The sequence below is a fragment of the Streptomyces sp. NBC_01429 genome, assembly GCF_036231945.1.
Lineage (GTDB): Bacteria > Actinomycetota > Actinomycetes > Streptomycetales > Streptomycetaceae > Streptomyces.
Map to the genome: position 1 here is coordinate 7,255,247 of NZ_CP109599.1, position 25,371 is coordinate 7,280,617.

At 70.8% G+C, this 25,371-nt stretch carries 20 protein-coding genes; 7 read left to right on the top strand and 13 right to left on the bottom strand.

Annotation, left to right across the window (positions count from 1 at the left end; translation table 11 throughout):
* Positions 1-28: 28 nt before the first annotated feature.
* The 4 genes from ramS to OG627_RS31970 all read right to left on the bottom strand — a co-directional run bounded on the left by ramS (position 29) and on the right by OG627_RS31970 (position 6,249).
* The gene (gene ramS / locus OG627_RS31955; protein ID WP_114622539.1) at positions 29-157 is read right to left on the bottom strand and encodes a mycelium formation morphogenetic lantipeptide SapB; all 129 of its coding nucleotides are present in this window, start codon (positions 155-157) and stop codon (positions 29-31) included.
* A 15-nt stretch (positions 158-172) separates the two neighbouring features.
* A complete protein-coding gene (gene lanKC, locus OG627_RS31960; RefSeq protein ID WP_329071095.1) occupies positions 173-2,860 on the bottom strand; it encodes a class III lanthionine synthetase LanKC in 2,688 nt (895 codons plus the stop codon).
* A 186-nt stretch (positions 2,861-3,046) separates the two neighbouring features.
* Positions 3,047-4,780 (bottom strand): glycoside hydrolase family 6 protein, encoded by a 1,734-nt coding sequence (locus OG627_RS31965; RefSeq protein ID WP_329071096.1) that lies wholly within the window; start codon positions 4,778-4,780, stop codon positions 3,047-3,049.
* Complete coding sequence (locus OG627_RS31970; protein WP_329071097.1) at positions 4,777-6,249, bottom strand: cellulose binding domain-containing protein; 1,473 nt, start codon at positions 6,247-6,249, stop codon at positions 4,777-4,779. The genes OG627_RS31965 and OG627_RS31970 overlap by 4 nt, the downstream gene beginning before the upstream one ends.
* A 259-nt stretch (positions 6,250-6,508) precedes the next feature.
* Between OG627_RS31970 and OG627_RS31975 the strand changes: the two genes are divergently transcribed.
* The 3 genes from OG627_RS31975 to OG627_RS31985 all read left to right on the top strand — a co-directional run bounded on the left by OG627_RS31975 (position 6,509) and on the right by OG627_RS31985 (position 12,652).
* On the top strand, positions 6,509-9,466 hold the full coding sequence (locus OG627_RS31975) for a glycoside hydrolase family 48 protein (RefSeq protein ID WP_329071099.1): 2,958 nt from the start codon (positions 6,509-6,511) through the stop codon (positions 9,464-9,466).
* Between the two features lie 425 nt (positions 9,467-9,891).
* Complete coding sequence (locus OG627_RS31980) at positions 9,892-11,448, top strand: M4 family metallopeptidase (protein WP_329073123.1); 1,557 nt, start codon at positions 9,892-9,894, stop codon at positions 11,446-11,448.
* A gap of 184 nt (positions 11,449-11,632) precedes the next feature.
* Positions 11,633-12,652, top strand: a complete 1,020-nt coding sequence (locus OG627_RS31985) for a glutathione S-transferase family protein (RefSeq protein ID WP_329071101.1) — start codon at positions 11,633-11,635, stop codon at positions 12,650-12,652.
* A 62-nt stretch (positions 12,653-12,714) separates the two neighbouring features.
* On the opposite strand, the gene OG627_RS31990 is transcribed toward OG627_RS31985, so the two are convergent.
* From OG627_RS31990 to OG627_RS32000, 3 genes are all read right to left on the bottom strand, one after another.
* Entirely contained in the window at positions 12,715-13,953 is a 1,239-nt protein-coding gene (locus tag OG627_RS31990; RefSeq protein ID WP_329071103.1) for an MFS transporter, read from the bottom strand.
* Between the two features lie 202 nt (positions 13,954-14,155).
* Positions 14,156-14,899, bottom strand: a complete 744-nt coding sequence (locus OG627_RS31995; protein WP_329071105.1) for a hypothetical protein — start codon at positions 14,897-14,899, stop codon at positions 14,156-14,158.
* Between the two features lie 5 nt (positions 14,900-14,904).
* A complete protein-coding gene (locus OG627_RS32000) occupies positions 14,905-15,540 on the bottom strand; it encodes an RNA polymerase sigma factor (RefSeq protein WP_329071108.1) in 636 nt (211 codons plus the stop codon).
* Positions 15,541-15,951: 411 nt separating this feature from the next.
* Between OG627_RS32000 and OG627_RS32005 the strand changes: the two genes are divergently transcribed.
* Positions 15,952-16,707, top strand: coding sequence for an SAM-dependent methyltransferase (locus OG627_RS32005; RefSeq protein ID WP_443073662.1), 756 nt, complete (start codon positions 15,952-15,954; stop codon positions 16,705-16,707).
* Between the two features lie 38 nt (positions 16,708-16,745).
* Here OG627_RS32005 and OG627_RS32010 read toward each other — a convergent pair whose 3' ends face one another.
* The 6 genes from OG627_RS32010 to OG627_RS32035 all read right to left on the bottom strand — a co-directional run bounded on the left by OG627_RS32010 (position 16,746) and on the right by OG627_RS32035 (position 23,368).
* Positions 16,746-17,642, bottom strand: a complete 897-nt coding sequence (locus OG627_RS32010) for an ion transporter (RefSeq protein ID WP_329071111.1) — start codon at positions 17,640-17,642, stop codon at positions 16,746-16,748.
* Between the two features lie 187 nt (positions 17,643-17,829).
* Positions 17,830-18,861 (bottom strand): hemolysin family protein, encoded by a 1,032-nt coding sequence (locus OG627_RS32015; RefSeq protein ID WP_329071113.1) that lies wholly within the window; start codon positions 18,859-18,861, stop codon positions 17,830-17,832.
* Positions 18,858-20,192: a hemolysin family protein gene (locus OG627_RS32020; RefSeq protein ID WP_329071115.1), complete on the bottom strand. Its 1,335-nt coding sequence runs from the start codon at positions 20,190-20,192 to the stop codon at positions 18,858-18,860. The genes OG627_RS32015 and OG627_RS32020 overlap by 4 nt, the downstream gene beginning before the upstream one ends.
* Before the next feature lie 209 nt (positions 20,193-20,401).
* Positions 20,402-21,853 carry an LCP family protein gene (locus OG627_RS32025; RefSeq protein ID WP_329073125.1) on the bottom strand — a complete coding sequence of 484 codons (1,452 nt, stop codon included), beginning with the start codon at positions 21,851-21,853 and terminating at the stop codon, positions 20,402-20,404.
* A gap of 90 nt (positions 21,854-21,943) precedes the next feature.
* Positions 21,944-22,873: a M56 family metallopeptidase gene (locus OG627_RS32030; RefSeq protein ID WP_329071117.1), complete on the bottom strand. Its 930-nt coding sequence runs from the start codon at positions 22,871-22,873 to the stop codon at positions 21,944-21,946.
* A 3-nt stretch (positions 22,874-22,876) separates the two neighbouring features.
* Complete coding sequence (locus tag OG627_RS32035; protein WP_329071118.1) at positions 22,877-23,368, bottom strand: BlaI/MecI/CopY family transcriptional regulator; 492 nt, start codon at positions 23,366-23,368, stop codon at positions 22,877-22,879.
* A 185-nt stretch (positions 23,369-23,553) separates the two neighbouring features.
* Here OG627_RS32035 and OG627_RS32040 point away from each other — a divergent pair, with 185 nt between their 5' ends.
* From OG627_RS32040 to OG627_RS32050, 3 genes are all read left to right on the top strand, one after another.
* A complete protein-coding gene (locus OG627_RS32040; protein ID WP_329071120.1) occupies positions 23,554-24,129 on the top strand; it encodes a TerD family protein in 576 nt (191 codons plus the stop codon).
* A gap of 70 nt (positions 24,130-24,199) precedes the next feature.
* Entirely contained in the window at positions 24,200-24,778 is a 579-nt protein-coding gene (locus OG627_RS32045; protein ID WP_329071123.1) for a TerD family protein, read from the top strand.
* A 122-nt stretch (positions 24,779-24,900) separates the two neighbouring features.
* Positions 24,901-25,356, top strand: coding sequence for a tellurite resistance TerB family protein (locus tag OG627_RS32050; protein WP_329071124.1), 456 nt, complete (start codon positions 24,901-24,903; stop codon positions 25,354-25,356).
* Positions 25,357-25,371 lie beyond the last annotated feature (15 nt).

A 25,371-nucleotide genomic window follows, 5' to 3' on the forward strand; every position in this document is an offset into this window, starting at 1 on the left:
GCTCACGCGCCCGGGGCCCCGCCGTACGTCAGTTACAGGTGGTGATGCTCAGGCTGCTGTTGCCGCAGAGGAGCAGGCTCGCGCGGCTTCCGGTCTCGACGTCGCCGATGGCCTCTTCCTTCGGGGTCTCCAGCGACTGCAGGTCGAGAAGGTTCATGATTGTTCCTCTCATTCATGGGGACGTTGTCTTGCCACGGCTCGTGGGATGAGCCGGCTCATGGGCCCGCCGGAGCGGCGGGAGGAACGGCAGGCATGCCTGCCGGTCGGGCGAGGAGGCGGCGGCCAGTGCCAGGAGCGCGCCGGCGGTGCCGGTCGACAGATCCATGGACAGCCGCATCATCTGCTCGCCGGGAAAGGCCAGTTGGCCCCGGTACGTCATGGCGTGCCAACTGAGGGCGTCGACCTGACGCCGCACGTCGGCCGCGCCGGTGCCGGGCCCGGCCGCCGTGGTGCGGCTGAGGTACAGCACCATTCCGGCGGCGCCGCGGAAGAGCCCCGGCTGCGCGTAGAACGTGGCCTGCGCGGCCCGTACGATCTCGCCGCGCGCCCGCTCGAACGCGTCGTCGGCGCGGTGGGCGAGATAGTCGTCCAGCACCATCCCGATGCCCACACTGCCCGCGCCCAGGTACGGCATGGTGCGCCATCCCTCGTCGACCTGGAGCGCGCCGCCGATGCCCTGTTTGCAGCGGGCCAGATCACGGCGCAGCGCGTCGGCCGCCAGGTCCAGCAGGGCGCCGTCGCCCGTCCGCTCGTACAGCCGGATGAACAGCAGCGCGACGCCGCTCGCGCCGTGCAGCAGACCGGCGCGGGGCAGACCCCCACCGGGCCGTCCTGGGCCGCCGGACCGATCGGCGCCGCCCGCCAGCGACGCGGCGGCGAGCTCCGCGCAGCGCAGGGACGCGTCGCGCAGCGCGCTCTCGCCGGAGGCCGCGGCGAGCGCGTCGAGCGCGAGACCGAGCCCGGCGGCGCCGCTGTGCAGATCGGGCGGCATGTCCTGCCATGACTGACCGAGCATCAGATCGGCCAATTGCAGGGCCGCTTGACGGTGACCGAGCCGGTCCAGGCTCCAGGCGACCCCCGCCAGCCCGTCGTAGAAACCCAGCGGGGTGCCCGACGCGGGCTCCTTGGCCCTCAGCAGCAGCCACTCCTCGGCCGGGGCGCTGCGCACGGCCGCGCTCAGGTCCAGCGCGTACAGCACCCCGGCGGCCCCGTATCCGAACGACAGGCCGCCGCCGGGCGTTCCGAACTGGGCGATGTCACCGGGGAAGAAACGATCCTCCCTGTCCGGTGAGGCCGAGGACAGGATGGCCTTCACCAGGGAGTCGCGGCTGCGCGGCCAGTCGCCGGGCGCCACCGGCAGATACGCGCCGGGGCGGGGTCGCCCCTCCGCCGCTTCCTCGGTGCCGCCGGGCCCGCGCGCCGCCGCCGCGCCGGGCTCGCGCAGGATCTCCGCCACCGCCGCGTCGAGGAACGCGCGATCCACCGGGAACTGCTCCGCCACCACCTCGGCCAGATGCGCCGCCTTCCCGCGGTCGATGGCGAACAGGCTGGTCAGCGGGATGAACAGAGCGAGGCGCAGACAGGCGAGCGCGTAGCGGTCGACATCGAATCCGCGTCGGTCGGGCGGCGCCACGAACCCCGGATTGGCCACCGTCTGGCGCCCGTTGTCCTCGACGCGCGCCGCCGCCTCGAAGTCCAGCAGGACCACCGACGACTCGTCCTCGGAGACCATGATGTTGAACAGGTGCAGGTCGTTGAAGACCACTCCGCGCCCGTGCACGGCGGCCACGGCCTCCTCCACCAGGCGGTGGATCCGCAGCGCCCACGCGGTGTACTCGGCGAGCCGCTCGGCGTCCGGCTCCGCGTCGATCAGCGGATGGCGGCGGGCGAAGAAGGAGTTGAGCGGCTTGCCCTCGATGAATTCGAGGACCAGGAAGTGGTGGCCGCCGACTTCGAGACTGTCCCGGACCTCCGGGGTGCATCCCAGCCCCGACAGCCTTTCCAGCGCGGCCTGTTCGCGCCCCAGACGCGTCACCGCGTCGGCGCCGTCCGCCGCGAGTCCCGCGTGCGGTCTCGCCTCCTTGAGCACCACCTGCTCGCCGGTCTCCAGATGCCGGCCGACGTACACACCGCCGCCGTTGGAGAAGTGCAGCGCCCGCTCCACGCGGTACGGCAGCCCGGCCACGCTCATCGCGTCCCTGGCCACGAGGTGCGGACGCAGGAAGGCGGGCGGCGTGACCCACTCGGGTATGCGGAAGACCGGACCGCGCAGATCCGGAACGAGTCTGCCCTCGGCGTTCTCCACGGCGGGGCGCAGCAGCCCCTCGGCGTCGTAACAGTTCCGCTCGGTGAAGCTGCCGTAGCGCAGATGGACCGGTCCCGCGCCCCAGCGCAGATCGCTCAGGATGTACGGGCCGTCCTCGCCGGTCAGCAGCGCGTCCAGTTCGGCGGCCGTCACACCGCACTGCTCGTCGTCCGCCGGATAGACGGTGATGAACTTGCCGCTGGCCGCGCGGTCCGCGTACTTGGCGTTGCGGTTGTGCAGCAGATAGCGGCTCGGTACGAACTTGAAGGCCACGCGGCGCGGTACGCAGTACTCCATGACCCGGGCGAGAACCGATTCGGCGTTGTCGAGACGCGCCGATACATGGATCTTCCAGCCCTGGGCGGGCAGTGGGCGGTCGAGCGGACGCCAGGCCAGCCAGTCCCCGGCGCGGTGGCGCTGCCAGCCGACGGGCGCCGGCCGTTCGGCGGCTTCGTACAGCGCGCCCTGCCCGGTGGCGTCGGTGGACGCCGTCCGGTGCGGTGCGTCGTAGAAGTGCCGGTCCGCGTCGCAGAATACGGCGTAGCCCTTGTTCACAGGCGCTCCTTCGGCTGATGACAGGGCCAACCGTGTCATCCCCCGGAAACGTCAGACAGTCGCCGATGTCACCTCCCGCCCGTGGACTACGCACAGGTAACCCGGGCGCGACGGACCGGCGGACCCCTGGACGGGGCCCGCCGGTCCTGGTGCCGGTGGGACGGTGGAGCGGCGGAACGCGTGCTTCTACAGCGCCGGGTAGGCGTTCTTCAGCAGCTCCTGGAACTGCGCGGAGAACCAGTCACCCGAGAGGGGTGCGTTGGCCAGCGCCCCGGACAGGTGGTTGTTGTTGCGCGGGTTGCCGGTGTACGTCGGGTCGCACATCCGGTCGAAGCCCTTGCCCTGGTCGTTCGGGATGGCCTTGCTCGCACCGTCGGACTCGCCCGGGGGCTTCATCCAGACGTACGCGTCGATCCCGGTGGCGGGCGCAGCGGTCGGCCGCTGGCCGAGCCCGGCTCCGGACTGGTTGCACCAGTTGCCCAGGTGGATGCGGCGGTCGTAGCGTCCACCGTCCACATAGGTGTCCACACTGGTCTGGGCGCCCGGTCCGGTGGGCCGTGCCGTGCCGCCCCAGCCGTTGCGGGAGGTGTCGATCAGCATGCCGATGTCCGACTTGAAGCCGACGCCGACGAGTTCCTGCCGGAACGCCTGGGCGAAGGACTGCTCGTCGACGTACCGGTTCCAGTCCACCCACGTCGACTCACGGACCGACTTGCCGGCCACGCTGTCGTTGATGGTGAAGTTGTTCTCCTTCGTCGCACCGTAGTTGGCGGTGTTGACGATGAAGCCGGCCACGTTGTCGACCGTGCCGCCCTCGGTGGTCGCGGCCTGCTTGAAGATCTGCGCGGACGGAATGAGGTTGTCGTCCCAGCCGAGCCAGCCGTGGTGTCCCGCGTCCACGTAGTTGTAGACGTTGGGGACGGCGCCGAGCTTCCGCAGCGCGTAGCCGACGCCCTTGACGTAGTTGCCGTTGGCCTTCATCACGTCGCACTCAGGGGTGGCGGTGGCCCGCGGCGAGACGTTGGTGACCAGGTTGGGCAGCGAGTCGATCTCGACCGTCGTCACGATGCGCAGGCTCGCGTACTTGGTGTCGGCGAGGATGGCCGCGATCGGGTCGATGTACTCGGTCTGGTAGCGGCCGATCTCCGTCGGGCCCAGCTCCCCGTTGGAGGCGAGCGCCGAGCAGTCACGGCCGGGCAGGTTGTAGATGACGAGCTGGACGACCAGCGGGCTGCCGGCCGCCTGGGTCAGGGCCGTGTCGAGGTGGGCGCGCAGCCCGCGGGCGCTGCTCGTGCCCTGGATGGCGGCGATCCGGTCCAGCCACACACCGGTCGGCTGGTTGGAGACCTTGCTGCCGCCCGGCTCGGCCGCCGCCTTCGCGGACCAGTCCGGGTTGACGTACACCTTGGCACCGGCGTACGGGTTGTCGACCTTGGCGCTCGGCCCGTCGGTTCCGCCGCCGCCGTCGCCACCGCCGCCGCCGCCCGAGACGTTGCAGGTCACCCCGTTGAGCTTGAACGTGGTCGGTATCGCGTTGGTCCCGGTGGCGTTGCCGTTGAAGCCGAAGCTCGCCGACCCGCCGGTGGCCAGGGTGCCGTTCCAGGCGACGTTGGTGGCGGAGACCGCCGTGCCGCTCTGGGTGATGGTGGAGTTCCAGCCCTGGGTCACCTGCTGGTTGCCGGCGAATCCCCACTCCAGCTTCCAACTGCTCACCGTGTCACCGGTGTTGGTGACGGCGACATTGGCGGAGAAGCCGCCGGACCAGGAACTCTGGATCTTGTAGTCGACGGTGCAGCCCGCCGCCGCCGCGCTGGCGGGCCCGCTCAGCGCGGTCGTCGTGCCGGCGACCCCGGCGACCAGGGCGAACGCGGCCAGGACCGCCGTCCTGGTCCGGCGCGGTGGAGAGGTGGTGCGGCTCATGAGAGTCCCTTCAGATGGTCACGGAGTCCCACGCCGAAGGTGGTCGGCGTGCCGTTGTAGTCGCTGATCAGGGCGGGGCCCGAGGAACAGTCCCACGTGTTCCAGGTCCACCCGAGGTACGAGGCGCCGCGGCCGTCGAGCCAGGCCATGACCCGGTCGATATAGCCGTGCGCACAGGTGTTCTCGCCGATCTCGCCCGCCACCAGCGGCACCTGTGCCAGTACCGGGGCGAGTTGTTCGTTCCAGCAGCTCTCGCTGGAACAGGTGTTGAAGTTGTACGTGTGCCAGGCGGCGGCGAGGTTGCCCGCCGGATCGCTCGGCCGGTACTGGAGCCACTGGCGCATGTCGTTCGCGTACGCCAGACCGGGTACCAGCACCAGGTTCTGGGCGCCGGTGGCCCGTACCGCGTTCACCAGGGACTGCATTCCGGCCACCTGGAAGTCGATCCCGGGGCAGCTGCCGCCGTCGCGCCAGCAGGTCCAGGCCGCGTCCAGGCTGGAGGTGGCCCGGTCCGGGAAGGGTTCGTTGAACAGGTCGAACACCACCGCCGGATCGCTCTTGAACGTCTCGGCGACCGAACTCCAGAACGCCGGGGTGTACTTCGCGTTCGGCATCGGCTTCTGGCAGGTCGCGTACTCGGTGTCGGGGCAGTGGCTGTCGCCGCCCGTGTACTTCCCGTTGGTCCAGTGCAGTTCGACCACGGGGGTGATGCCGTGCGCCTCCAGTCCGGCCACGTAATCCTTCACCGCGTTGATGTAGTTGGCCCCGGCGTACTCCGGTTTGACATGGGAGAGCCCGAGCCAGCACTCCTCGTTGAGGGGTACCCGTACGGTGTTCACCTTCCAGTCCGCGATGGCTTTCACGGACGCGTCGTCGACCGGTCCGTCGAAGAAGCCGTAGCCCTGGATGCACATGAACTCACCGCCGGAGCGGTTGACTCCGAGCATGCGGCGGGTGGCGCCGTTCGCGTCGACCAGCTTGTTGCCCGAGACGTGGAGCTTCGGTGGAGCGCCGGCCGGGTCGGTGGGTGGGTCGGTCGGGTCACCGGAGCCCGGCTGCCCGTCGCACGTCGTGCCGTTGAGCTTGAAGGCGGCCGGAGCGGGGTTCGACCCCGACCACGAGGCGGTGAACCCGGCGCTGAGCGAGCCACCGGTCGGAATTGCGCCGTTCCAGCTCTCGTTGACGACGGTCACCGTCCGGCCGGACTGTGACCACTTGCCGTTCCAGCCCTGGGTCACCCGCTGACTTCCGGGGAAGTCGAAGGTGAGGCTCCAGCTCGCGACCGGCGATCCGTTGTTGGTCAGTGTGACGCCGCCCTGGAAGCCGCCGTCCCACTGACTCGTGGCGCTGTACTCGACCGTGCAGGTGGCCGCGGTTCCCGACGCGGCCGACTGCGGAACCAAGGCTGTGCCCGCCACGGCCAGGGCCGCGGCGGCCAGCAGCGCACAGAGGCGCGGTGGTGCTCGCATGGAGCGACTCCTCAGGGCCGATACGCCGCCTGACGCGACGTATGACTGATGGAAGCGCTCCCACTGGTTGTGTTCGACGGTAGCGCCGAAGTGGCCTGAGTCAACAGTCCAGTTGAATTCTTTTACCTCCGGAGTCGGCTGGACGTGCGTCTTGTTCAAAGTCTTGACAGGTGCACGTACCCGCTCAACGCTTGGGAGCGCTCCCACTGGTTCGTATCCCCGCCCCCCACCCGCACCGGACCGCGAGGAGGACCCCTCCATGCTCGGTTTACGAGGCTCCCCACCAGGCGCACCACCATCGCTCGGCGGACCCCGCCGCCGACGCGGCACCCGGCGGCTGCTCACCGCCCTGGCGGCCGCCCTGTCCCTCCCGCTCGCCATGACCGCGATCGGCTCCACGCCCGCGCGGGCCGCGGCGGTCCAGTGCGGCGTCGACTACAAGACCAATGACTGGGGCTCCGGCTTCACCGCCGACCTCACGATCACCAATCGCGGTACGGACGCCCTCGACGGCTGGACGCTGACCTACGGCTACGCCGGCAACCAGACCCTCACGAGCGGCTGGAACGGCACCTGGACGCAGTCCGGCAAGACCGTCACGGTCAAGAACGCCTCGCACAACGGGTCGATCGCGCCAGGGGCGGCGGCGACCACCGGCGCCAACTTCACCTACAGCGGCGCCAACGCCGCGCCCACCGTCTTCGCCGTCAACGGTGTCACCTGCGCCGGCGCCCATCAGCCGCCCATCACCGTCCTGAGCAGTCCGGCCCCCGGCGCCGTGTTCACCGCGGGCGGCACCATCCCGATGGCCGCCACGGCGGCGGCCGCCGACGGCGCGGGGATCACCAAGGTCGAGTTCTACAGCGACACGACGCTGCTCGGCACCGACACCACCTCGCCGTACACCTTCGACTACACGAACGTTCCCGCCGGTGATCACTCCCTGTACGCCAAGGCGTACGACGGCCAGGCCGCCTCGTCCGAGTCGACCCCGGTCGGGGTACGGGTCGTCGCGGGCCCCTCGCTGGTCGCGACCCCGGCCCAACTGGGCGTCCAGCAGGGGAAGACGGGCACCTTCGGGGTGAAGCTCTCCGCCCAGCCGACGGCCAGTGTGAACGTGGCCGTCGCCCGCACCGCGGGCAACACCGGCCTCACCGTCACCGGCGGCGGCAGCCTCACCTTCACCACCGCCAACTGGAACACCGCCCAGCAGGTGACCATCACCGCCGCGGCCACCGGCACCGGCGCCGCCACCTTCACCGCGACCGCGCCGGGACAGGCCAAGGCGGACGTCACCGTCACCCAGCTGGCCGCCGCGAGCACCTCCGACGCCCGGTTCCTGGAGCTGTACGGCAAGATCACCGACCCGGCCGCCGGTTACTTCTCGCCCGACGGCATCCCGTACCACTCGGTGGAGACCCTCATCGTCGAGGCGCCCGACCAGGGCCACGAGACGACCTCCGAGGCGTACAGCTATCTGATCTGGCTCCAGGCCATGTACGGCAAGGTCACCGGCGACTGGACCAAGTTCAACGGCGCCTGGGACATCATGGAGAAGTACATGATCCCCACCCACGCCGACCAGCCGACCAACAGCTTCTACACCGCGTCGAAACCGGCCACCTACGCGCCCGAGTGGGATCTGCCCTCGCAGTACCCCTCCCAGCTGAACAGCAACGTCCCGGTCGGCAACGACCCGATCGCGGCCGAGCTGAAGAGCGCCTACGGCACCGACGACATCTACGGCATGCACTGGATCCAGGACGTCGACAACGTCTACGGCTTCGGCAACTCGCCCGGCAAGTGCGAGGCGGGCCCGGCGGACAAGGGTCCCTCCTACATCAACACCTTCCAGCGCGGACCGCAGGAGTCGGTCTGGGAGACCGTGACCCAGCCGACCTGTGACTCCTTCAAGTACGGCGGCAAGAACGGCTATCTGGACCTGTTCACCGGTGACGCCTCCTACACCAAGCAGTGGAAGTTCACCAACGCCCCCGACGCCGACGCCCGGGTCGTCCAGGCCGCGTACTGGGCCTCGGAGTGGGCGAAGGAGCAGGGCAAGGGCAGCCAGGTCGCGGCCAATGTCGCGAAGGCCGCCAAGATGGGCGACTACCTCCGCTACGCCATGTATGACAAGTACTTCAAGAAGGTCGGCGACTGCGTGGGGGAGACCGCCTGCCCGGCGGGCAGCGGCAAGAACAGCTCGCACTATCTGCTCTCGTGGTACTACGCCTGGGGCGGCGCCACCGACACCTCGGCCGGCTGGGCCTGGCGCATCGGATCCAGCTTCAGCCACAGCGGCTACCAGAACCCGATGGCGGCCTGGGCGCTCAGCTCGTACGCCGACCTCAAGCCCAAGTCGGCCACCGGCCAGCAGGACTGGACCACCAGCCTCAAGCGGCAGGTCGAGTTCTACCGCTGGCTCCAGTCCGCCGAGGGCGGCATCGCGGGCGGCGCGACCAACAGCTGGCAGGGCCGCTACGCCCAGCCGCCGGCCGGTACCCCGACCTTCTACGGCATGTACTACGACGAGGCCCCCGTCTACCACGACCCGCCGTCCAACCAGTGGTTCGGCTTCCAGGCGTGGTCCATGGAGCGCGTCGCGGAGTACTACCAGCAGACCGGTGACAGCGCGGCCAAGGCCGTGCTGGACAAGTGGGTGAGCTGGGCGCTGTCCAAGACCACCATCAACCCGGACGGTACGTATCAGATCCCGTCGACCCTCCAGTGGTCCGGCAAGCCGGACACCTGGAACGCCACGACGCCCGGCGCCAACACCGGACTGCACGTCACCGTCGCGGACTACACGAACGACGTCGGCGTGGCCGCCGCGTACGCCAAGACCCTCTCCTACTACGCGGCGAAGTCGGGGAACACGGCCGCCAGGACCACGGCCAAGGCCCTGCTCGACGGCATGTGGGACCACCACCAGGACGCCCTGGGCATCGCGGTCCCCGAGACCCGCGCCGACTACAGCCGCTTCAACGAGCCGGTGTACGTACCGAGCGGCTGGACCGGGACCATGCCGAACGGCGACGCGATCGGCTCCGCCTCCACCTTCGCCTCGATCCGCTCCTTCTACAAGAGCGACCCGGCCTGGTCCAAGGTCGAGGCCTATCTGAAGGGCGGCGCCGCGCCGACCTTCACCTATCACCGGTTCTGGGCGCAGGCGGACATCGCGCTGGCGCTCGGCTCGTACGGGGATCTCTTCGAATAGCGCGGGCCATCTCCCACGCCCCCGACGCGGAGGGTCCCGGCTGTCGCCCGCCGGGACTCTCCGTCCTCATGTTCGCTGCCCGAACACCCCTGTCGTTACGACCGTTTGATGCGATTTTGGGACACGGATTTGACAACACAAGGTCAAATCCTGGTTTCCGACCTGTCCGAGCGGGTCGAATGGATGTCACTCTCTGGACGGCTCACCGCGCGTAGAGCGCACGGCGGGCTGCTTCATGACATGCACAGCTCAGCACCATTGGGCGGTGGCCGCACCCCTACGGCCCCCGCTTTCCCCACAGAGGGTCCGCTCATCGGCGGCCCGACACTCTTGGAGACTGAGTGAGACTCGTAGCTTCCTCCCCCCGCACCACCACCTCCCGCAAGACCCCCCTGCGCGTCGCCGCGCTCGTCGCCTCCGCGGCCATGGTCGTCGTCGGCGTGCAGTCGGGCACCGCGAGCGCCCAGCCCGACACCGCCCGCGAGAGCGGTGCCGCGGCCGTGGCGTTCACGCCCAGCCAGCGTGTCGAGGCCATCAAGGACGCGCAGGCGGACACCGCGAGCCAGGCGAAGTCCCTGGGCCTCGGCGCCCAGGAGAAGCTGGTCGTACGGGATGTGATCAAGGACGCCGACGGTACGGTCCACACCCGTTACGAGCGGACCTACGCCGGTCTGCCCGTACTCGGCGGCGACCTCGTCGTCCATGAGCCCGCCGCCGGGAAGACCAGCGTCACCAAGGCGGTCTCGGCCCGGATAGCCGTGGCCTCCACCACCGCCGAGGTCGCCTCCTCGGCCGCCAAGTCGACCGCGCTCAGGACCGCCAAGGCGGAGAAGACCGCCGAGGCCGCAGCCGAGGGCGCGCCCCGCAAGGTGATCTGGGCGGCCGACGGCACCCCGGTACTCGCCTGGGAGACCGTCGTCGAGGGCTTCCAGCCCGACGGCACGCCGAGCGAGCTGCACGTCGTCACCGACGCGGCCACCGGCAAGGAGCTGTTCAAGGACGAGGCCATCGAGACCGGCACCGGAACCGGCAAGTACAACGGCTCGGTGACCATCGGCACCACCAAGAGCGGCACCACGTACAACCTCACCGACAGCGGCCGCGGCGGTCACAAGACATACGACCTCAACCAGGGCACCTCCGGCACCGGCACGCTCTTCACCAACTCGACCGACACCTGGGCGGGCGGCCGGCTGACCGCCGGTGTCGACGTCCACTACGGCGCCGCCACCACCTGGGACTTCTACAAGAACGTGGTGGGCCGCAACGGCATCAAGAACAACGGTGTCGCGTCCTACTCCCGCGCCCACTACGGCAACAGCTACGTCAACGCGTTCTGGAGCGACAGCTGCTTCTGCATGACGTACGGCGACGGCTCGGGCAACAGCAACCCGCTCACCTCGCTCGACGTGGCCGCCCACGAGATGACCCACGGCGTCACCGCCGCCACGGCCAACCTCAACTACAGCGGTGAGTCCGGCGGCCTCAACGAGGCCACCTCCGACATCTTCGCCGCGGCGGTCGAGTTCTACGCCAACAACCCGAGCGCGCCGGGCAACTACCTGGTCGGCGAGCAGATCAACATCAACGGCAACGGCACCCCGCTGCGCTACATGGACAAGCCGAGCAAGGACGGCGCGTCCAAGGACTACTGGTCGTCCACCCTCGGCAACGTGGACGTCCACTACTCCTCCGGCCCCGCCAACCACTTCTTCTACCTGCTGTCCGAGGGCAGCGGCGCGAAGACCGTCAACGGCGTGAGCTACAACAGCCCCACGTACGACGGCTCCACGCTCGCCGGTATCGGCCGGGACAAGGCCATCCAGATCTGGTACAAGGCCCTGACGACGTACATGACGTCCACCACCAAGTACGCCGGCGCGCGCACCGCGACGCTGAGCGCGGCGGGCGCCCTGTACGGCACGACCAGCACCGAGTACAAGGCGGTCGCCGCCACCTGGACCGCGATCAACGTCAGCTGACCGAGGCGGTCCGCCGGTCCCGGCCGGCTGACCGCTCACCGGGCACGGGCCCGCGCGTTCACCACGCGCGGGCCCGTGCGCGTGTGCGCCCCGCCGGGGCCGGGCACGGGCAGTAGGGTGCGGTGCCGGATCCGTACGACAGGTCCGAAGTGTCCCCCGTCCCCACCCGCGAAGGAGACCGGCGATGAGCGCGTCCACCGAAGGCAACCGGCAGTACGGGAAGAATCCCTTCAAGCGTTCCACGAGCCACTTCGCGGACCGGATCACGGCCGACGGCCGCGACGGCTGGCCCGTCGAGGCCGGCCGCTACCGGCTGGTGGTCAGCCGCGCCTGCCCGTGGGCGAGCCGCGCCCTCGTCTCGCGGCGCCTCCTCGGGCTGGAGAGCGCCCTCCCGGTCGCCGTCGCCGACCCGATCCAGGACGACCGCAGCTGGCGCTTCACCCTCGACCCGGACGGCCGCGACCCCGTCCTCGGCATCCGCTTCCTCGCCGAGGCGTACGACGCGCGCCGGACCGGCTACCCCGGCGGGGTCAGCGTGCCCGCGATCGTGGACGTACCCAGCGGGCAGCTGGTCACCAACGACTTCCAGCGCATCACCCTCGACCTGGCCACCGAGTGGACGCCGCTGCACCGGCCGGGCGCCCCCGACCTCTATCCCGAGCCGCTGCGCGAGGAGATCGACGAGGTCATGGAGGGCGTCTTCCGCGATGTCAACAACGGCGTGTACCGGGCCGGCTTCGCGACGGGGCAGAGCGAGTACGAGGACGCCTACCGAGCCGTGTTCCGCCGGTTCGGCCTGCTCTCCGAGCGGCTGGCGAACCGCCGGTACCTGGTGGGGGACACCCTCACCGAGGCGGACATCAGGCTGTTCACCACGCTGGTGCGCTTCGACGCCGTCTACCACGGACACTTCAAGTGCAACCGGTACAAGCTGACGGAGAACCCGGTGCTCTGGGCCTACGCCAGGGATCTCTACCAGACGCCCGGGTTCGGCGACACGGTGGATTTCGACCACATCAAGCGCCACTACTACCAGGTCCACACCGGTATCAACCCGACCGGCATCGTGCCCCTGGGCCCCGACCTGTCGGGCTGGCTGACCGCGCACCACCGCGCGGAGCTGGGCGGCCGGCCGTTCGGGGACGGGACACCCCCGGGCCCGGTGCCGCCCGGCGAGGAGATCCCGCCCGCAGGGCGCCCCTGAGGCTGTCGGGCGGCCTTCGGGCGGCTTTCCGGTCGACAGAAGCCGAACGCTGAGCGCCGCCGTCAGCCCCCGGCCGGGGGCCGGCGCAGCAGATACAGCCCGACGCCCGCCGCCAGTGCCAGCACGACGACGGTGAAGGTCATCCCCGCGCCCCGCAGGCCCAGCCAGAGGGTCAGCGCTCCGACGCCGACGACCGGCAGCGAGATGCCCAGATAGGCGACGACGAAGAACGCGGAGACCGTGCCGCCCCGGTGCTCGGGCGGCGCGGCGCCGCTGACCGCGGTCATGGCGGCCCGGAAGGCGAGCCCCTGGCCGAGCCCGCCGCAGAGCGCGCCCGCCACGAGCAGCGGCAGCGACCGTACGGCCAGGGACGCGCCCACCAGCGCCAGCCCGACGACCAGCACGAGACAGCCGCCCGGCAGCGCCGCCCGTACCCCCACCCGTCCCAGCAGCGACTGGCCGACGGTGGAGGCCAGGAAGACGGAGAAGACGACCGCGCCCGAGACCGCGAGATTGCGCACCTGGAGCGTCTGGGCCATGAAGGACGGCGCCACCGCCGTGAACAGCCCCAGCAGCGCGAACCCGGCGAAGGCGGCGAGGGCCGACGACGCGAACACCCCACGGACCTGCGGCGGCACCACCAGCCCCTGCGGCCGCAGCGGCCCCCACCGCCCCCGCGTCCTCTGCCCCTGGTCCTGCTCGGCCCGCTTCTTCCGCGCGACCGTCTCCGGCAGGTACCAGGTCAGTACGCCGGCCACCGCCACCAGCGCCAGATGCGCCAGAAACGGCAGCCGCAGCGGCCAGGGCGCGTACTGGGCGAGCAGCCCGGCCAGCAGCGGGCCGCACCCCAGACCGCCCATGTTCGCCGCCGTGGCCGCCAGCCCCGCGCGCGCCTCGCGGCCCGGCGGCGCCAGCTCCATCACGGTGACGGTCGCCGCCCCGCTGAGCAGCCCGGCGGCGAAGCCCGACAGCAGCCGGCCCGCGAAGAGCGCCACGAGCCCGCCCTCGAACAGGAAGCACAGCGCGCTGGCCGCCGACAGCCCCAGCGCGCACAGCAGCACCGGCCGGCGGCCCACCTCGTCCGAGACGTTGCCCGCCAGCAGCAGCGTGGCGATCACCCCGAGGGCGTAGACGGCGAACACGATCGTCACCATCAGCTCGGAGAAGCCGAGCTGGGCGCGGTAGAGCCCGTACAGCGGGGTGGGCAGGGTCGTACCGGCCATGCCCACGGCGAAGATCCCGGCGGCCACCGGATATCCCGGGCGCCGGTGGCCGCGGCCGTGGTCCATCTGGCGGTGCATCGGGAACACGCCCCCTCGGCGGAACTCCACGCGGGTCGGGCGGGCCCCCGCGCCCATCAGGTCACCGCGCGCCGCGAGGGCGCGCGCCTGGCTCCATCAACCCCCACATCGGTCCCCCGCACCATCCGGGACCGGCGTAAGAGGGAAGGGGCCGAGCGGTGCGGGAGGGATGGAGCCGGGACGTACGCGCGCGTACCGTCGGTCAGTCGGCAGGCCGGGCGGACAGCTCCCGCGGCAGCCCGGCGCCCGGCTGCGGAACCTCGCCGAAGTCCTCGTCGTCGCTGTCCACCCGCAGCCGGTTGATCACCGCCTCCAGCGAGGCCGGCAGGGTGGGGCGGCGGCCGTTGTGGCACTGGCTCAGCAGATCGTGCCCGACCGCCTCCGGCAGCAGCGCGGAGAGCACGGCCGGCGTCGCGGCACGGCCGGCTCCCGGCAGCCGGCGGGACTGGTCGCGCCAGTGGGCGGCGTCCCTGAACTCGGCTCTCTGCTGGTGCGCGAGGAAGAGACAGAAGGCGGCCGTCCGGTTGCCGCCCCCGGCGGCGAACTGCCACCAGAACTGCGCCGCGTCCCGGTGGCCGGTCAGATGCAGGAGCGCGGCGAAGACGACGGCGCCCTCCGGATCGATACGGTCGTGCGCCACCAGCCGGGTCAGCGCGCCGGCCGCCTCGGGCGCGTTGAGGACGAGGGAGACGGCGAGGCTCAGATCGTGCGCGGCCTGCTCGTGGGCCGAGGGAAAGCGGGTGGGAGGCGTCGCCGGTCCCGGCGGGCGCGCGGCGGCCGTGCCGTCGGTACGGCGCGCGGTCAGACGTCTGCGGGTGGCCTCGGCGTCGTATTCGTCGTAGTCGTCGTACGTGTGGTCGAGGACTTCCGCGTCCTCCAGCAGCAGGTCGACCGCGGCGGCGGGCGTCCTCGGAGCGCTGGGGGTGGGGTCGTTCGTGCGGCGCACGGTGGCTACTCTCCCGTTTCCGTCTCGTCTTCCGTATCCGTATCAGTCCCGGTTCCGGTCAAGCCGAGATCCTTGGCCAGCCGTCGCCTCGCGTGCCGTACATGGGAGCGGACGGTGGCCAGTTCCACCCCCAGGTACTCGGCGACGACCTCGTCCGGGATCCGCAGGACGTAGCGCAGCACGATCACGTCGTACTGCCGCTCGGGGAGCCGGGAGATGGCCGCGTAGAGTCCGATCTCGCCCTGGAGCACGGCGAACCGATCGCGGGACTCGTACAGCAGGAGCTTGCGGATCGCGGCCTGGAAGGCGGCGGTGTCGACCAGCACCGGCTGAAGGCCGCGCGCGTCCAGCCAGCGGGCCACCTCCTCCTTGAGGACGGCCCACGCGTACTGGGCCACCGATTCCTGGATCAGGACATGGGGCCAGTGTTCCAGCAGCCGGGCACAGGTCGCGTCCACCACGCTCTCCGCCGCGGCCCGGCTGCCGACCTGGGTGTGGGCGTAGCGCAGCCACAGCCGGTGGTGGTGCGCGTCGAAGGCGTCGAAGGTCAACGCCAGCCGCCGCTCGGGCGGTTCACCGGGGGAGAGGGCCGCGCCGAAGGCGCCCACACCCTGGACGGCCCGGGTGGCGCGCGCCCTCACGAGCCGCACCCGGCGGTGGCGCGTGCGGCCAGGATGGTCGGATCAACGTGCACTGAGGCCCCGTTCACTGGGCACCACGCCGCTCCACGGCAGAGGGCGTCGGTGCGGGAGGTGTGTCTCCTCCCACCTGTCAGCCAACCGGATATGCGCCGTCGATGTGCAGGGCACGCCCGGTATTTTTCGCCGATAGTGATCATACGACTACTCAAGGGTGGGGTGGGTGTGTTCCGGATGTCCCTCCACCTCACTCCTCAGCAGGCCCTTCTGTAAAGAGGGTTGGTGTACGTCGTACGGTTGTCCGTATACGAAGCTGGGCAGTTACCCGGAGGCCATCCGGTGACGAGGACGGGGCGAGCGGTGGGCGACAGCGGCACGGTGGACCTGGAGCTGGACCGGGCGCACTCGGCCCGGATGTACGACTACTACCTGGGCGGGACGACCAACTTCCCCGCCGACCGGGAGGCCGCGGCGCGCGCCATGTCGGCCTTCCCCTCCATCCTGGCCACCGCCCGTATCAACCGGCGCTTCATGCACCGCTCCGTGCGCTTCCTCGCCCGGGAGGGCATGCGGCAGTTCCTCGACATCGGGACCGGCATCCCCACCTCGCCGAACCTGCACGAGGTCGCGCAGCGCGAAGTCCCCGACGCACGCGTCGTCTACACCGACAACGATCCGATCGTGCTGGCCCACGCCCGCGCCCTGCTGCGCAGCACCCCCGAGGGGCGTACCGCCTACGTCCACGGGGATGTCACCGAGCCCGAAGTCCTGCTGGCGGCGCCGGAGTTGCGCGAGACGCTCGACTTCACCCGGCCGATCGCCCTCAGTCTCAACGCGCTGCTGCATTTCGTCACGGACGAACACGACGCGTACGCCGTGGTCGAGCACCTCAAGGCCGCGCTGCCGTCCGGCTCCACCCTCGCGATAGCCCATGCCACCACCGAGTTCGACCCGGAGGGCATGGCGCGACTCACCACCGCGTACCAAGCCGCCGGCACTCCCGGCCAGGCGCGCACCCGCGAGGAGATCGACCGCTTCTTCACCGGGTGGCGGCTCCTCGGCCCCGGGATCACCCCGTCGCACGAATGGCGTCCCGATCCCGAGGAGTCGACCGAGCCGGTGACCCTCAAGGAGGCGGCCTGCTACGTGGGCGTGGCCCGCAAACCCTGACCGGGAGCGGGCCCCCGGCGGCCCCGGCCCCCGGGCGGTCAGGAACGCGGACCCACGTCGTCCAGCACACCGCCGTCACGGCGCGCCGTCAGCCCGGCCTCGATCTCGTCCAGCGCGTGGCGCGCCGCGGCTATCCGGGCCAGCAGCACCGTCGGGTGCTCGGCGGCACCGGCCGGCGGGGCAGGCACGTCGCCGGCCCGCTCGTTTTCGAGTTCCCGCGCCTCCTCAAGGGAGTTGATGACCACTCCGATCAGCAGATTGACCAGAATGAACGACCCCAGCAGCACGAACGAGGCGAAGTAGAGGATCGTCCACCGGGACACCTCAAGACCCCCGCGCACCGCGTCACCGAGACCGTCGAGGGTGATCAGCAGGAAGAGTGTGAGCGCGGCGCGCCCCAGGGAGCCGTAGTGCTCGGGATCGGAGCGGGCGAAGAAGACCCAGCCGACCATGGCGTACACGTACAGCAGCAGCGCGCCCACCAGTACGAAACTCAGCGTGCCGGGAAGGCTCTTGCCGACCGCCACGATCACGATGCGCAGCTGCGGCAGGAACCGGGCCGCGCGCAGCACCCGGGCGAGCCGCAGCAGCCGCAGCGCGGTGGCGTTGTCGCGGGCGAACGGCGCGAGCGCCAGCAGGACGACCACGAGGTCGAACATGTTCCACGGGTCGCGGAAGAAGTCCTTCGGGCGGTCCGCGCAGGCGGCGGCGCGCAGCAGGATCTCCCCGGTGAACGCGGCGAGGAACAGATACTCGGCGGTCTTCAGTTCATCGCGCCACTGATGGACCGCGCCGGTGTACGTCTCGACGCCCAGCAGAACGGCGTTGCCGACGATCAGACAGAACACCACGAGCTGGAAGCCGTCGGACTCCACGACGTGCCGGCTGCGAGCGGCGAGAGCGGGTGGCCGTAATCGACTCGTCCCGTTGGACATGAGCTGAACCTGTTTTCTTAGCGACGTGCGGACGTGCGGGCGTGCGGACGTGCAGGGATGCACGCGGATCGTGTGCGCACAAAGATACGGAGGTCACGGAACGGGTCGGCGACCGGTGCCCGGGGCGGGGCACCGGCCGCCGGCCGGTGGGTGCTGATGACCACTGTCAGCGCGCTCGCGCCGGCTGTCAGTCTGTGGCGGGCGATCCCGCCGCGGGGCCGACCAGCTCCTCCAGCACGTCCTCCATGGTCACGAAGCCGATGACCGTCCCCTTGTCACCGGTGACGGCGGCGAGGTGCGTTCCGGCGGCGCGCATGGCCGTCATCGTGTCGTCGAGCGGGGTGTCGATCTCGACCCTGATCACCGTGTGCAGCGCGGCGCGCGGGAAGGGCCGCGTCCGCTCCGTGACGCCGAGGGCGTCCTTGATGTGCAGGTAGCCGAGAATCGTGTCGTCGGGTCCGGTGACCGGCAGCCGGGAGAACCCGGAGGACGCGGCGGCGCGCTCCAACTGCTGCGGGGTGGTCAGGTGGTCGACGGTGATCGTCCGGCTGAGCGGGACCATCACCTCGCCCGCCGGGCGGGTGCCCAGCTCCAGGGCGTCCCGCAGCCGCTCGCCGTCCGCCGGGTCCAGCAGCCCCGCCTCGCTGGAGTCCGTGACCAGCCGGACCAGCTCGTCGTCGGTGAACACCGAGGCGACCTCGTCCTTGGGCTCGACCTTCAGCAGCCGCAGGATCGAGTTGGCGAACGCGTTGATCCCGAAGATGACCGGCCGCAGCGCCCGGGTCAGCGCGACCAGCGCGGGGGCGAGCGCCAGCGCCGTGGGGGCGGGCGCGGCCAGCGCGATGTTCTTCGGCACCATCTCGCCGATCAGCATGTGCAGATAGGTCGCCAGGGTCAGCGCGATCACGAACGCGATCGGGTGGATCAGCGCCGAGGGCATCCCGATGGCCTCGAACGGCGGCTCCAGCAGATGCGCGATCGCGGGCTCGGCGACGGCGCCCAGCACCAGCGAGGAGATGGTGATGCCGAGCTGCGCGGTGGCCATGGCCGCGGAGAGATGACGCAGCCCCCACAGGGTGCTCGTCGCCCGTCGGCTGCCCTTGAGCGCCAGTGGCTCGATCTGGCTGCGCCGTACCGAGATCAGGGCGAACTCGGCGCCGACGAAGAACGCGTTGGTGAACAGGGTGAGCACGCCGATGGCGAGCTGAAGGGCGGTCATCGGGCATCCTCCGGAAGCTGCGCGGCCGGAGCGGGCGCGGTGACACCGACCCGGTCGGCCCGGTGGTGGTCGACCCGCAGGACGGCGAACCGCCAGCCGTCGATCTCCAGGGTGTCGTCCGGCACGGGCAGTCGCTCCAGCCGGGTCGCGAGCAGCCCGGCCAGCGTCTCGTACGGGCCTTCCGGCGCGTCGAAGCCGATCTCGCGCAGCTGGTCGAGCCGGAGGGAGCCGTCCGCCTCCCAGACGCCCCGGCCGTCGGGGGACGGGTCGCCGGCGGCCAGCCCCGGGATCTCGTCCGGGTCGTGCTCGTCGCGCACCTCGCCGACGACCTCCTCGACGATGTCCTCCACGGTGGCGACCCCGGCGGTGCCGCCGTACTCGTCGATGACCACGGCCATCGTCCGCGACTCCCGCAGCCGGCGCAGCAGCCGGTCCACCGGCAGCGAGTCGGGCACCAGCAGCGGGCCGGTGGACAGCTCGGTGACCGGGGTGTGCGCGCGCCTGGACTCCTCCAGGGCCAGCACGTCGCGGATATGGACGGTGCCGATGACCTCGTCCAGGCTGTCCCGGTAGACGGGGAAGCGGGACAGGCCGGTGGCCAGCGCCAGCAGCGCCGCGTCGGCGGCCGTGGCATGCGCCTCCAGCGCCCGGACGTCCACCCGCGGCGTCATCACGTTCTCCGCGGACAGCTCGGCCAGGTGCAGGGTCCGTACGAACAGCTCGGCGGAGTCCGGCTCTATGGCACCCTCCCGCGCGGAGTGGCGCGCCAGGGCGACCAGCTCCTCGGGGGTACGGGCGGAGGCCAGCTCCTCGGCGGGCTCCAGGCCCATCCGCCGCACGAGACGGTTCGCGGTGTTGTTGAGATGGCGGATCAGCGGGCCGAAGGCGGCGGTGAAGCCGCGCTGCGGTCCCGCCACGACCTTGGCGACGGCGAGCGGACTGGAGATCGCCCAGTTCTTGGGGACCAGCTCGCCGACCACCATCAGCACCACGGTCGACAGCGCGACCCCGAGCAGGGTGGCCACCGTGGACACCGCGCCCCCGGGCAGGCCGACGGCCTCCAGCGGGCCGCGCAGCAGCACGGCGAGGGACGGCTCGGCGAGCATGCCGATGACCAGCGAGGTCACCGTGATGCCCAGCTGGGCGCCGGAGAGCTGGAAGGTCAGCCGCTTGGCCGCCTCCAGCGCACCGGCGGCGCCGCGCTCACCGGCCTCGGCGGCCCGTTCCAGCTCGCCGCGCTCGACGGTGGTCAGGGAGAACTCGGCCGCGACGAACACCGCACAGGCGAGGGTGAGCGCGAGGGCGAGCAACAGCAGAAGCACTTCGGTCACCGTGCCACCTCCGGCCCTGGACTCGACGGGACGGGAATGGCACGGCTCGTACTGGGAGGCTCACCCATTGCGGGACCGCAGCTCCTTCTCGGATCAGACGTTCGGGACGGGGCGGGCACCCCGTCCATCAATAGTAAAGGAATCGCAAAACAGTGCAACGTGATGGCGGGTATCTGCCATCACACCGGCCCCCGGCCGGGCCGGGGGGCTCAGCGGACCCCGTCGAAGTCCTTGCCCACGGTCAGGGTGACCACACCCGGCGTTGCCGTACCGTCCTGCCGCGCGGTGCTGTCCGGCACCCGGGTGGCCAGCACCCGGGCCGGCTCCGCCTGGTCCTGCGGATAGCCGACCGTGGTCCGCTGCGCGCTCCCGGGAGCGTTGCCGATCTCCGTCACCGTGAAACCGGCCGACCGCAGCTCCTCGGCGACCTTCGCCGCCTGTCCCGAGATCCCGGTCCCGTTCAGGACGCGCACCCGCACGGTGTGCGCGTACACCGGGTTCTCGGCGTCGGCCTCCAGCTCCTCCTTGTCGACCTCCCGGTCCTTCCCGAGCGAGGCGAACAACGCGGCGGCCTGCGGATACTGCCAGACGATATTCGCCTTGTCCGTCGGCACATCGGCCTCGCGCGCGTAGTTCGGCACCGTGAGGAACGTCAGCCGGTCGCCCGGGATGTCCTTGATCTCGTTGGCCAGCCCGGTCAGCGGCTTGATCCCCGCCAGGTCCTTGTCCGTGGTCAGCGACTTGGTGGCCGAGTCGAGGAAGCCGTACAGCGCGTTGGGGCTGGTGAGCTTCTGCTGCGCCTTGGCGGCCAGCGCCTCCATGAACTCCTGCTGGCGGCCGATGCGCCCCAGGTCGGAGCCGTCCCCGATGCTGTAGCGGGTACGGACATAGCCGAGCGCCTTCTCGTCCTTGACCGTCTGGCAGCCGGCCTCCAGATCGAGATGGGCCTTCGTGTCGTGGATCGGCGCCTCCGGGCAGACCTCGATGCCGTCCAGCGCGTTGACCATGCCCTTGAAGCCCTGGAAGTCGACCGACATGAAGTGGTCGATGCGCAGCCCGGTGTTGCGCTCCACCGTCCGGATGGTGCACGCGGCCGCGTCGGCCACCTCGCCGCCGGTGCCGCCGATGGCGAACGCCTCGTTGATCTTGAAGTGGTGCGGATCCGACGTGCTGCCGTCGCCCCGGTCGCAGGACGGGATGTTCACCCACGAGTCGCGGGGGAGCGAGACGACCGTGGCCCACTTCCGGTTGGCGGCCAGGTGCATGACCATCAGAGTGTCCGACTGCATGGTGGTCAGGCCCTTGCCGTACTTGCCGTTGTCGCCGTCGCGCGAGTCGGAGCCGACGACGAGGATGTTCTTGGACCCCGGACTCGCGTTGACCGGCCTGCCGCCGCCGATCTTGTTGTCGACGTCCGCCGAGTGGATGTTTCCGTCCAGGCTCTGGTACACCCAGGTGCCGGCCCCGGCCACCCCGATGAGCAGCACCGCCAGGGCGCCGCCCGACCATACGGCTATTCGCCCCCGCCGGGTCAGCCTGGTCCGGCCGCCCGCCCGCTCCGCGCGGTGCCCCGTACCGGCACCGCCGCCCCGCCGTCCCCTGGATTGCCTGCCCACGCTGATCCTCCGTGCCCCGTTCTCGGCGGTCCTCGCGTCGGACATGCCGGTCATCGCCGTGTGCGACGCGTGCACTCTACTGGCTCTACAGCCCTGTAGAAGGCGATGGGCGGGACCGTTCCCTCCCCCGGGTGGTCACAGCGGCGTCGCGGCTTCGAGCACCAGAAACAGCGCGGAGGCCGCGTTCAGCGCGGACACGGTGGACGCGGCCGTACCGGCGGCGGCGAAGTACGCCGCGATCCCGGCCCTGGTCAGCGCGGGCGGCCAGTTCCTGCGCGGCGGCACCGGCCCGAGCAGCGCGGCCACCCGGCGCGGCACCGGCCCCGCCGAGGCGAACGCGGCCAGCCCCGGAGGCGTGCCCGGACCCGAGAACAGGGCGGCCTTGCCCACCGCGCGCGCCGTGGTCCGCCGGTCGCCGGTGGCCTGCGCCGCCGCTTCGTCGGCCCACCGCTCGGTGCTGAACGTCACCGCGGCCCGCAGTGGACGCAGAAACGGATTCGCGCACCCCGCCAGCCGGACCGCGAGCAGCAGCCGGTGGTGGCGGCCCGTCAGATGCGCGCGCTCGTGGGCGAGCAGCGCCGCGCGTTCCCCCTCGTTCAGACAGGACAGCATGCCCGTCGAGACCACGACGCGGCCCGGGGAGCCGGGCAGCGCGTAGGCGTACGGCAGTTCGTCGTCCAGGACGGCCAGTTCGGAGGGCGGCAGCCCGGCCAGCGCGCCATGGGCGCGGGACCGGAAGCGGACATGCCGCCGCACGGTGAGCCCGCACCCCACGACGACGGCGGTCAGCGCCAGGATGGCGGTCTTGCCCGCCACCTCGTCGTACGGCACGGCGTCCCGCACCTCCGGGTCGGACCAGCTGTCCGGCAGCGGATTGCCCGGCAGTTGCGCGGTGCCGACCACCATGAGCAGGCCGAGACAGAACGTGCTGCACGTGGCCAGCACCACGGTGACGAAGGTCAGCAACAGCGCGGCGCTGCGCGGATGGAGGTGCTGTTCGGCGAGGCGGGCGATCGGCAGCGCGGTGAGCGGGAGGATCAGCGGCAGGAAGACGAAGACGCCCACGGGTCAACCTTCCGCTTCGTTCGCGGCCGTACACCCGGGGCGCGCGCCGGCGTGCCGGCCGGAACCGGCGCCCGGGCCGTGACCGGAGAGCGGACCCGGGCCGGTACCGGCCTCCTTGAGCAGTGAGCGCAGCACCTGCTCGTCGTGGGGCGAGAGCGCCGACACGAAGCTGGAGAGCACCGCGTCCCGGTCGTCCCGCTCGTCGAGCAGCCGGCGCATCCGCAGCGCGGTCAGCCCGGCCTCGTCCGCGACCGGGGTCCACAGGAAGGAGCGGCCCGACCGGCTGCGGGTCACGGCCTGCTTGTCGAGAAGACGCGTGAGGATGGTGATGACGGTGGTGTACGCCAGCTCCCCGTCCAGCCGTTCCTGCACCCAGGTCGCGGCCACGGGAGCGGTCGCCGACCCCAGGACCGCCAGCACCTGGGCCTCCAGTTGCCCCTGGCCGCGTCTGCGGGCAGGGGACGTCCGGTCCCCGTCGTCTCTGTTCCCGACCACGAAGTGGCCTCCTCCCGCGCTGCCGCCCCAGCCGCCCTGGCGCCGGGGCATCCTAACCAGCGATCCCACCGCACCTTCACGACGGTCAATTTCTACAGTGTTGTAGATTTGAGATCGTGTCATAAGGCACGAGGCGCGTCGGGGCGTCCGGCGTGCCCGGTTTGGGACGGACGGAAGGAAACAACATGGGTGTGAGCCTCGCCAAGGGCGGCAACGTCTCGCTGAGCAAGGAGGCTCCCGGTCTGACCGCCGTACTGGTGGCTCTCGGCTGGGACGTGCGGACCACCACCGGGGCCGACCACGACCTGGATGCCAGCGCCCTGCTGTGCGACGGCTCCGGCAAGGTCGCCTCGGACCAGCACTTCGTCTTCTACAACAACCTCCGGAGCCCGGACGGTTCGGTCGAGCACACCGGCGACAACCTGACCGGCGAGGGCGAGGGCGACGACGAGATCGTCAAGGTCGACCTGTCCGCCGTCCCCGCCGAGATCTCCAAGATCGTCTTCCCGGTGTCGATCCACGACGCCGAGTCGCGCGGCCAGAGCTTCGGCCAGGTCCGCAACGCCTATATCCGCGTGGTCAACCAGTCGGGCGGCGCCGAGCTGGCCCGTTACGACCTGAGCGAGGACGCCTCCACCGAGACCGCGATGGTCTTCGGCGAGCTGTACCGCAACGGGGCGGAGTGGAAGTTCCGCGCCATCGGCCAGGGGTACGCCTCCGGTCTCGCCGGCATCGCGTCCGACTACGGCGTCAACGTCTGACACCCGTATCCGACCCCTGAGTCCGGCAGCGGCGTCGAGGCCGGGCCGGTACAACCTCCAGGAGCGAACGATGAGCGTCAATCTTGCCAAGGGCCAGCAGATCAGCCTGACCAAGTCCGGCGGGGGTGAACTCACCGTCGTCCGCATGGGTCTGGGCTGGCAGGCCGCGCGCAAGGGGTTCTTCGCCCGTATGACCGCCCGTGAGATCGACCTGGACGCCTCGGCGCTGCTCTTCGCCGGCAAGGAAGCCGTCGATGTCGTCTTCTTCCAGCACCTGACCAGCGACGACGGTTCGGTGCAGCACACCGGTGACAACCGGGTCGGCGGCGCGGGCCAGGGCGGTGACGACGAGTCGATCGTCGTGGACCTCCAGCGTGTGCCCGTCCACGTCGACCAGATCGTCTTCACGGTGAACTCGTTCACGGGCCAGACCTTCGAAGAGGTGCAGAACGCCTTCTGCCGTCTGGTCGACGAGACCACCGGCCAGGAGCTGGCCCGCTACACGCTCGACGGCGGTGGCCGCTACACGGCGCAGATCATGGCCAAGGTCTACCGGTCGGGCGGTGGCTGGCAGATGTCCGCCATCGGCAGCCCCGCCGAGGGACGCACCTTCCAGGACCTGATGCCCGCGGTCACCCCGCACCTCTGAAGCCCTTCCGGTAGAGCCCTTCCGGCACGAGAACTTCCGGACCGGCCTGCCGCTCCCGGTCAGGGAGCGGCAGGCCGGCCGGTCGTCCATCCATCGCTGAACCACTATTCAGGAGATTTCACGTGGCCCTGTGGGACCGCATCAAGGATTCGGCCTCGTCGATGCAGACGCAGCTGAACGCGAAGAAGAACGACCTCAAGAGCGGCGCGTTCCGTGACGCGAGCATGGCCATGTGCGCCCTGGTCGCCGCCGCCGACGGGTCCATCGACGCGTCGGAGCGGCAGCGCGTCGCCGCGCTGATCATGACCAACGATGTGCTCCAGAACTTCCCCGCCGAGGATCTCCAGACGCGGTTCAACGACTACTGCCAGAAGCTGACGGCCGACTTCGACTTCGGCAAGGTCGCCATCCTCCAGACCATCGGCAAGGTCGCGAAGAAGCCCACCGAGGCCCGCGCGGTCATCCAGATCGGCATCGTCATCGGCGGCGCCGACGGCGACTTCGACGCGAGCGAGCGCGCGGTCGTGCGCGAGGCGTGCTTCGCGGTCGGTATCGCGCCGAGCGAGTTCGACCTCTGACAACCGGGCCGGGGA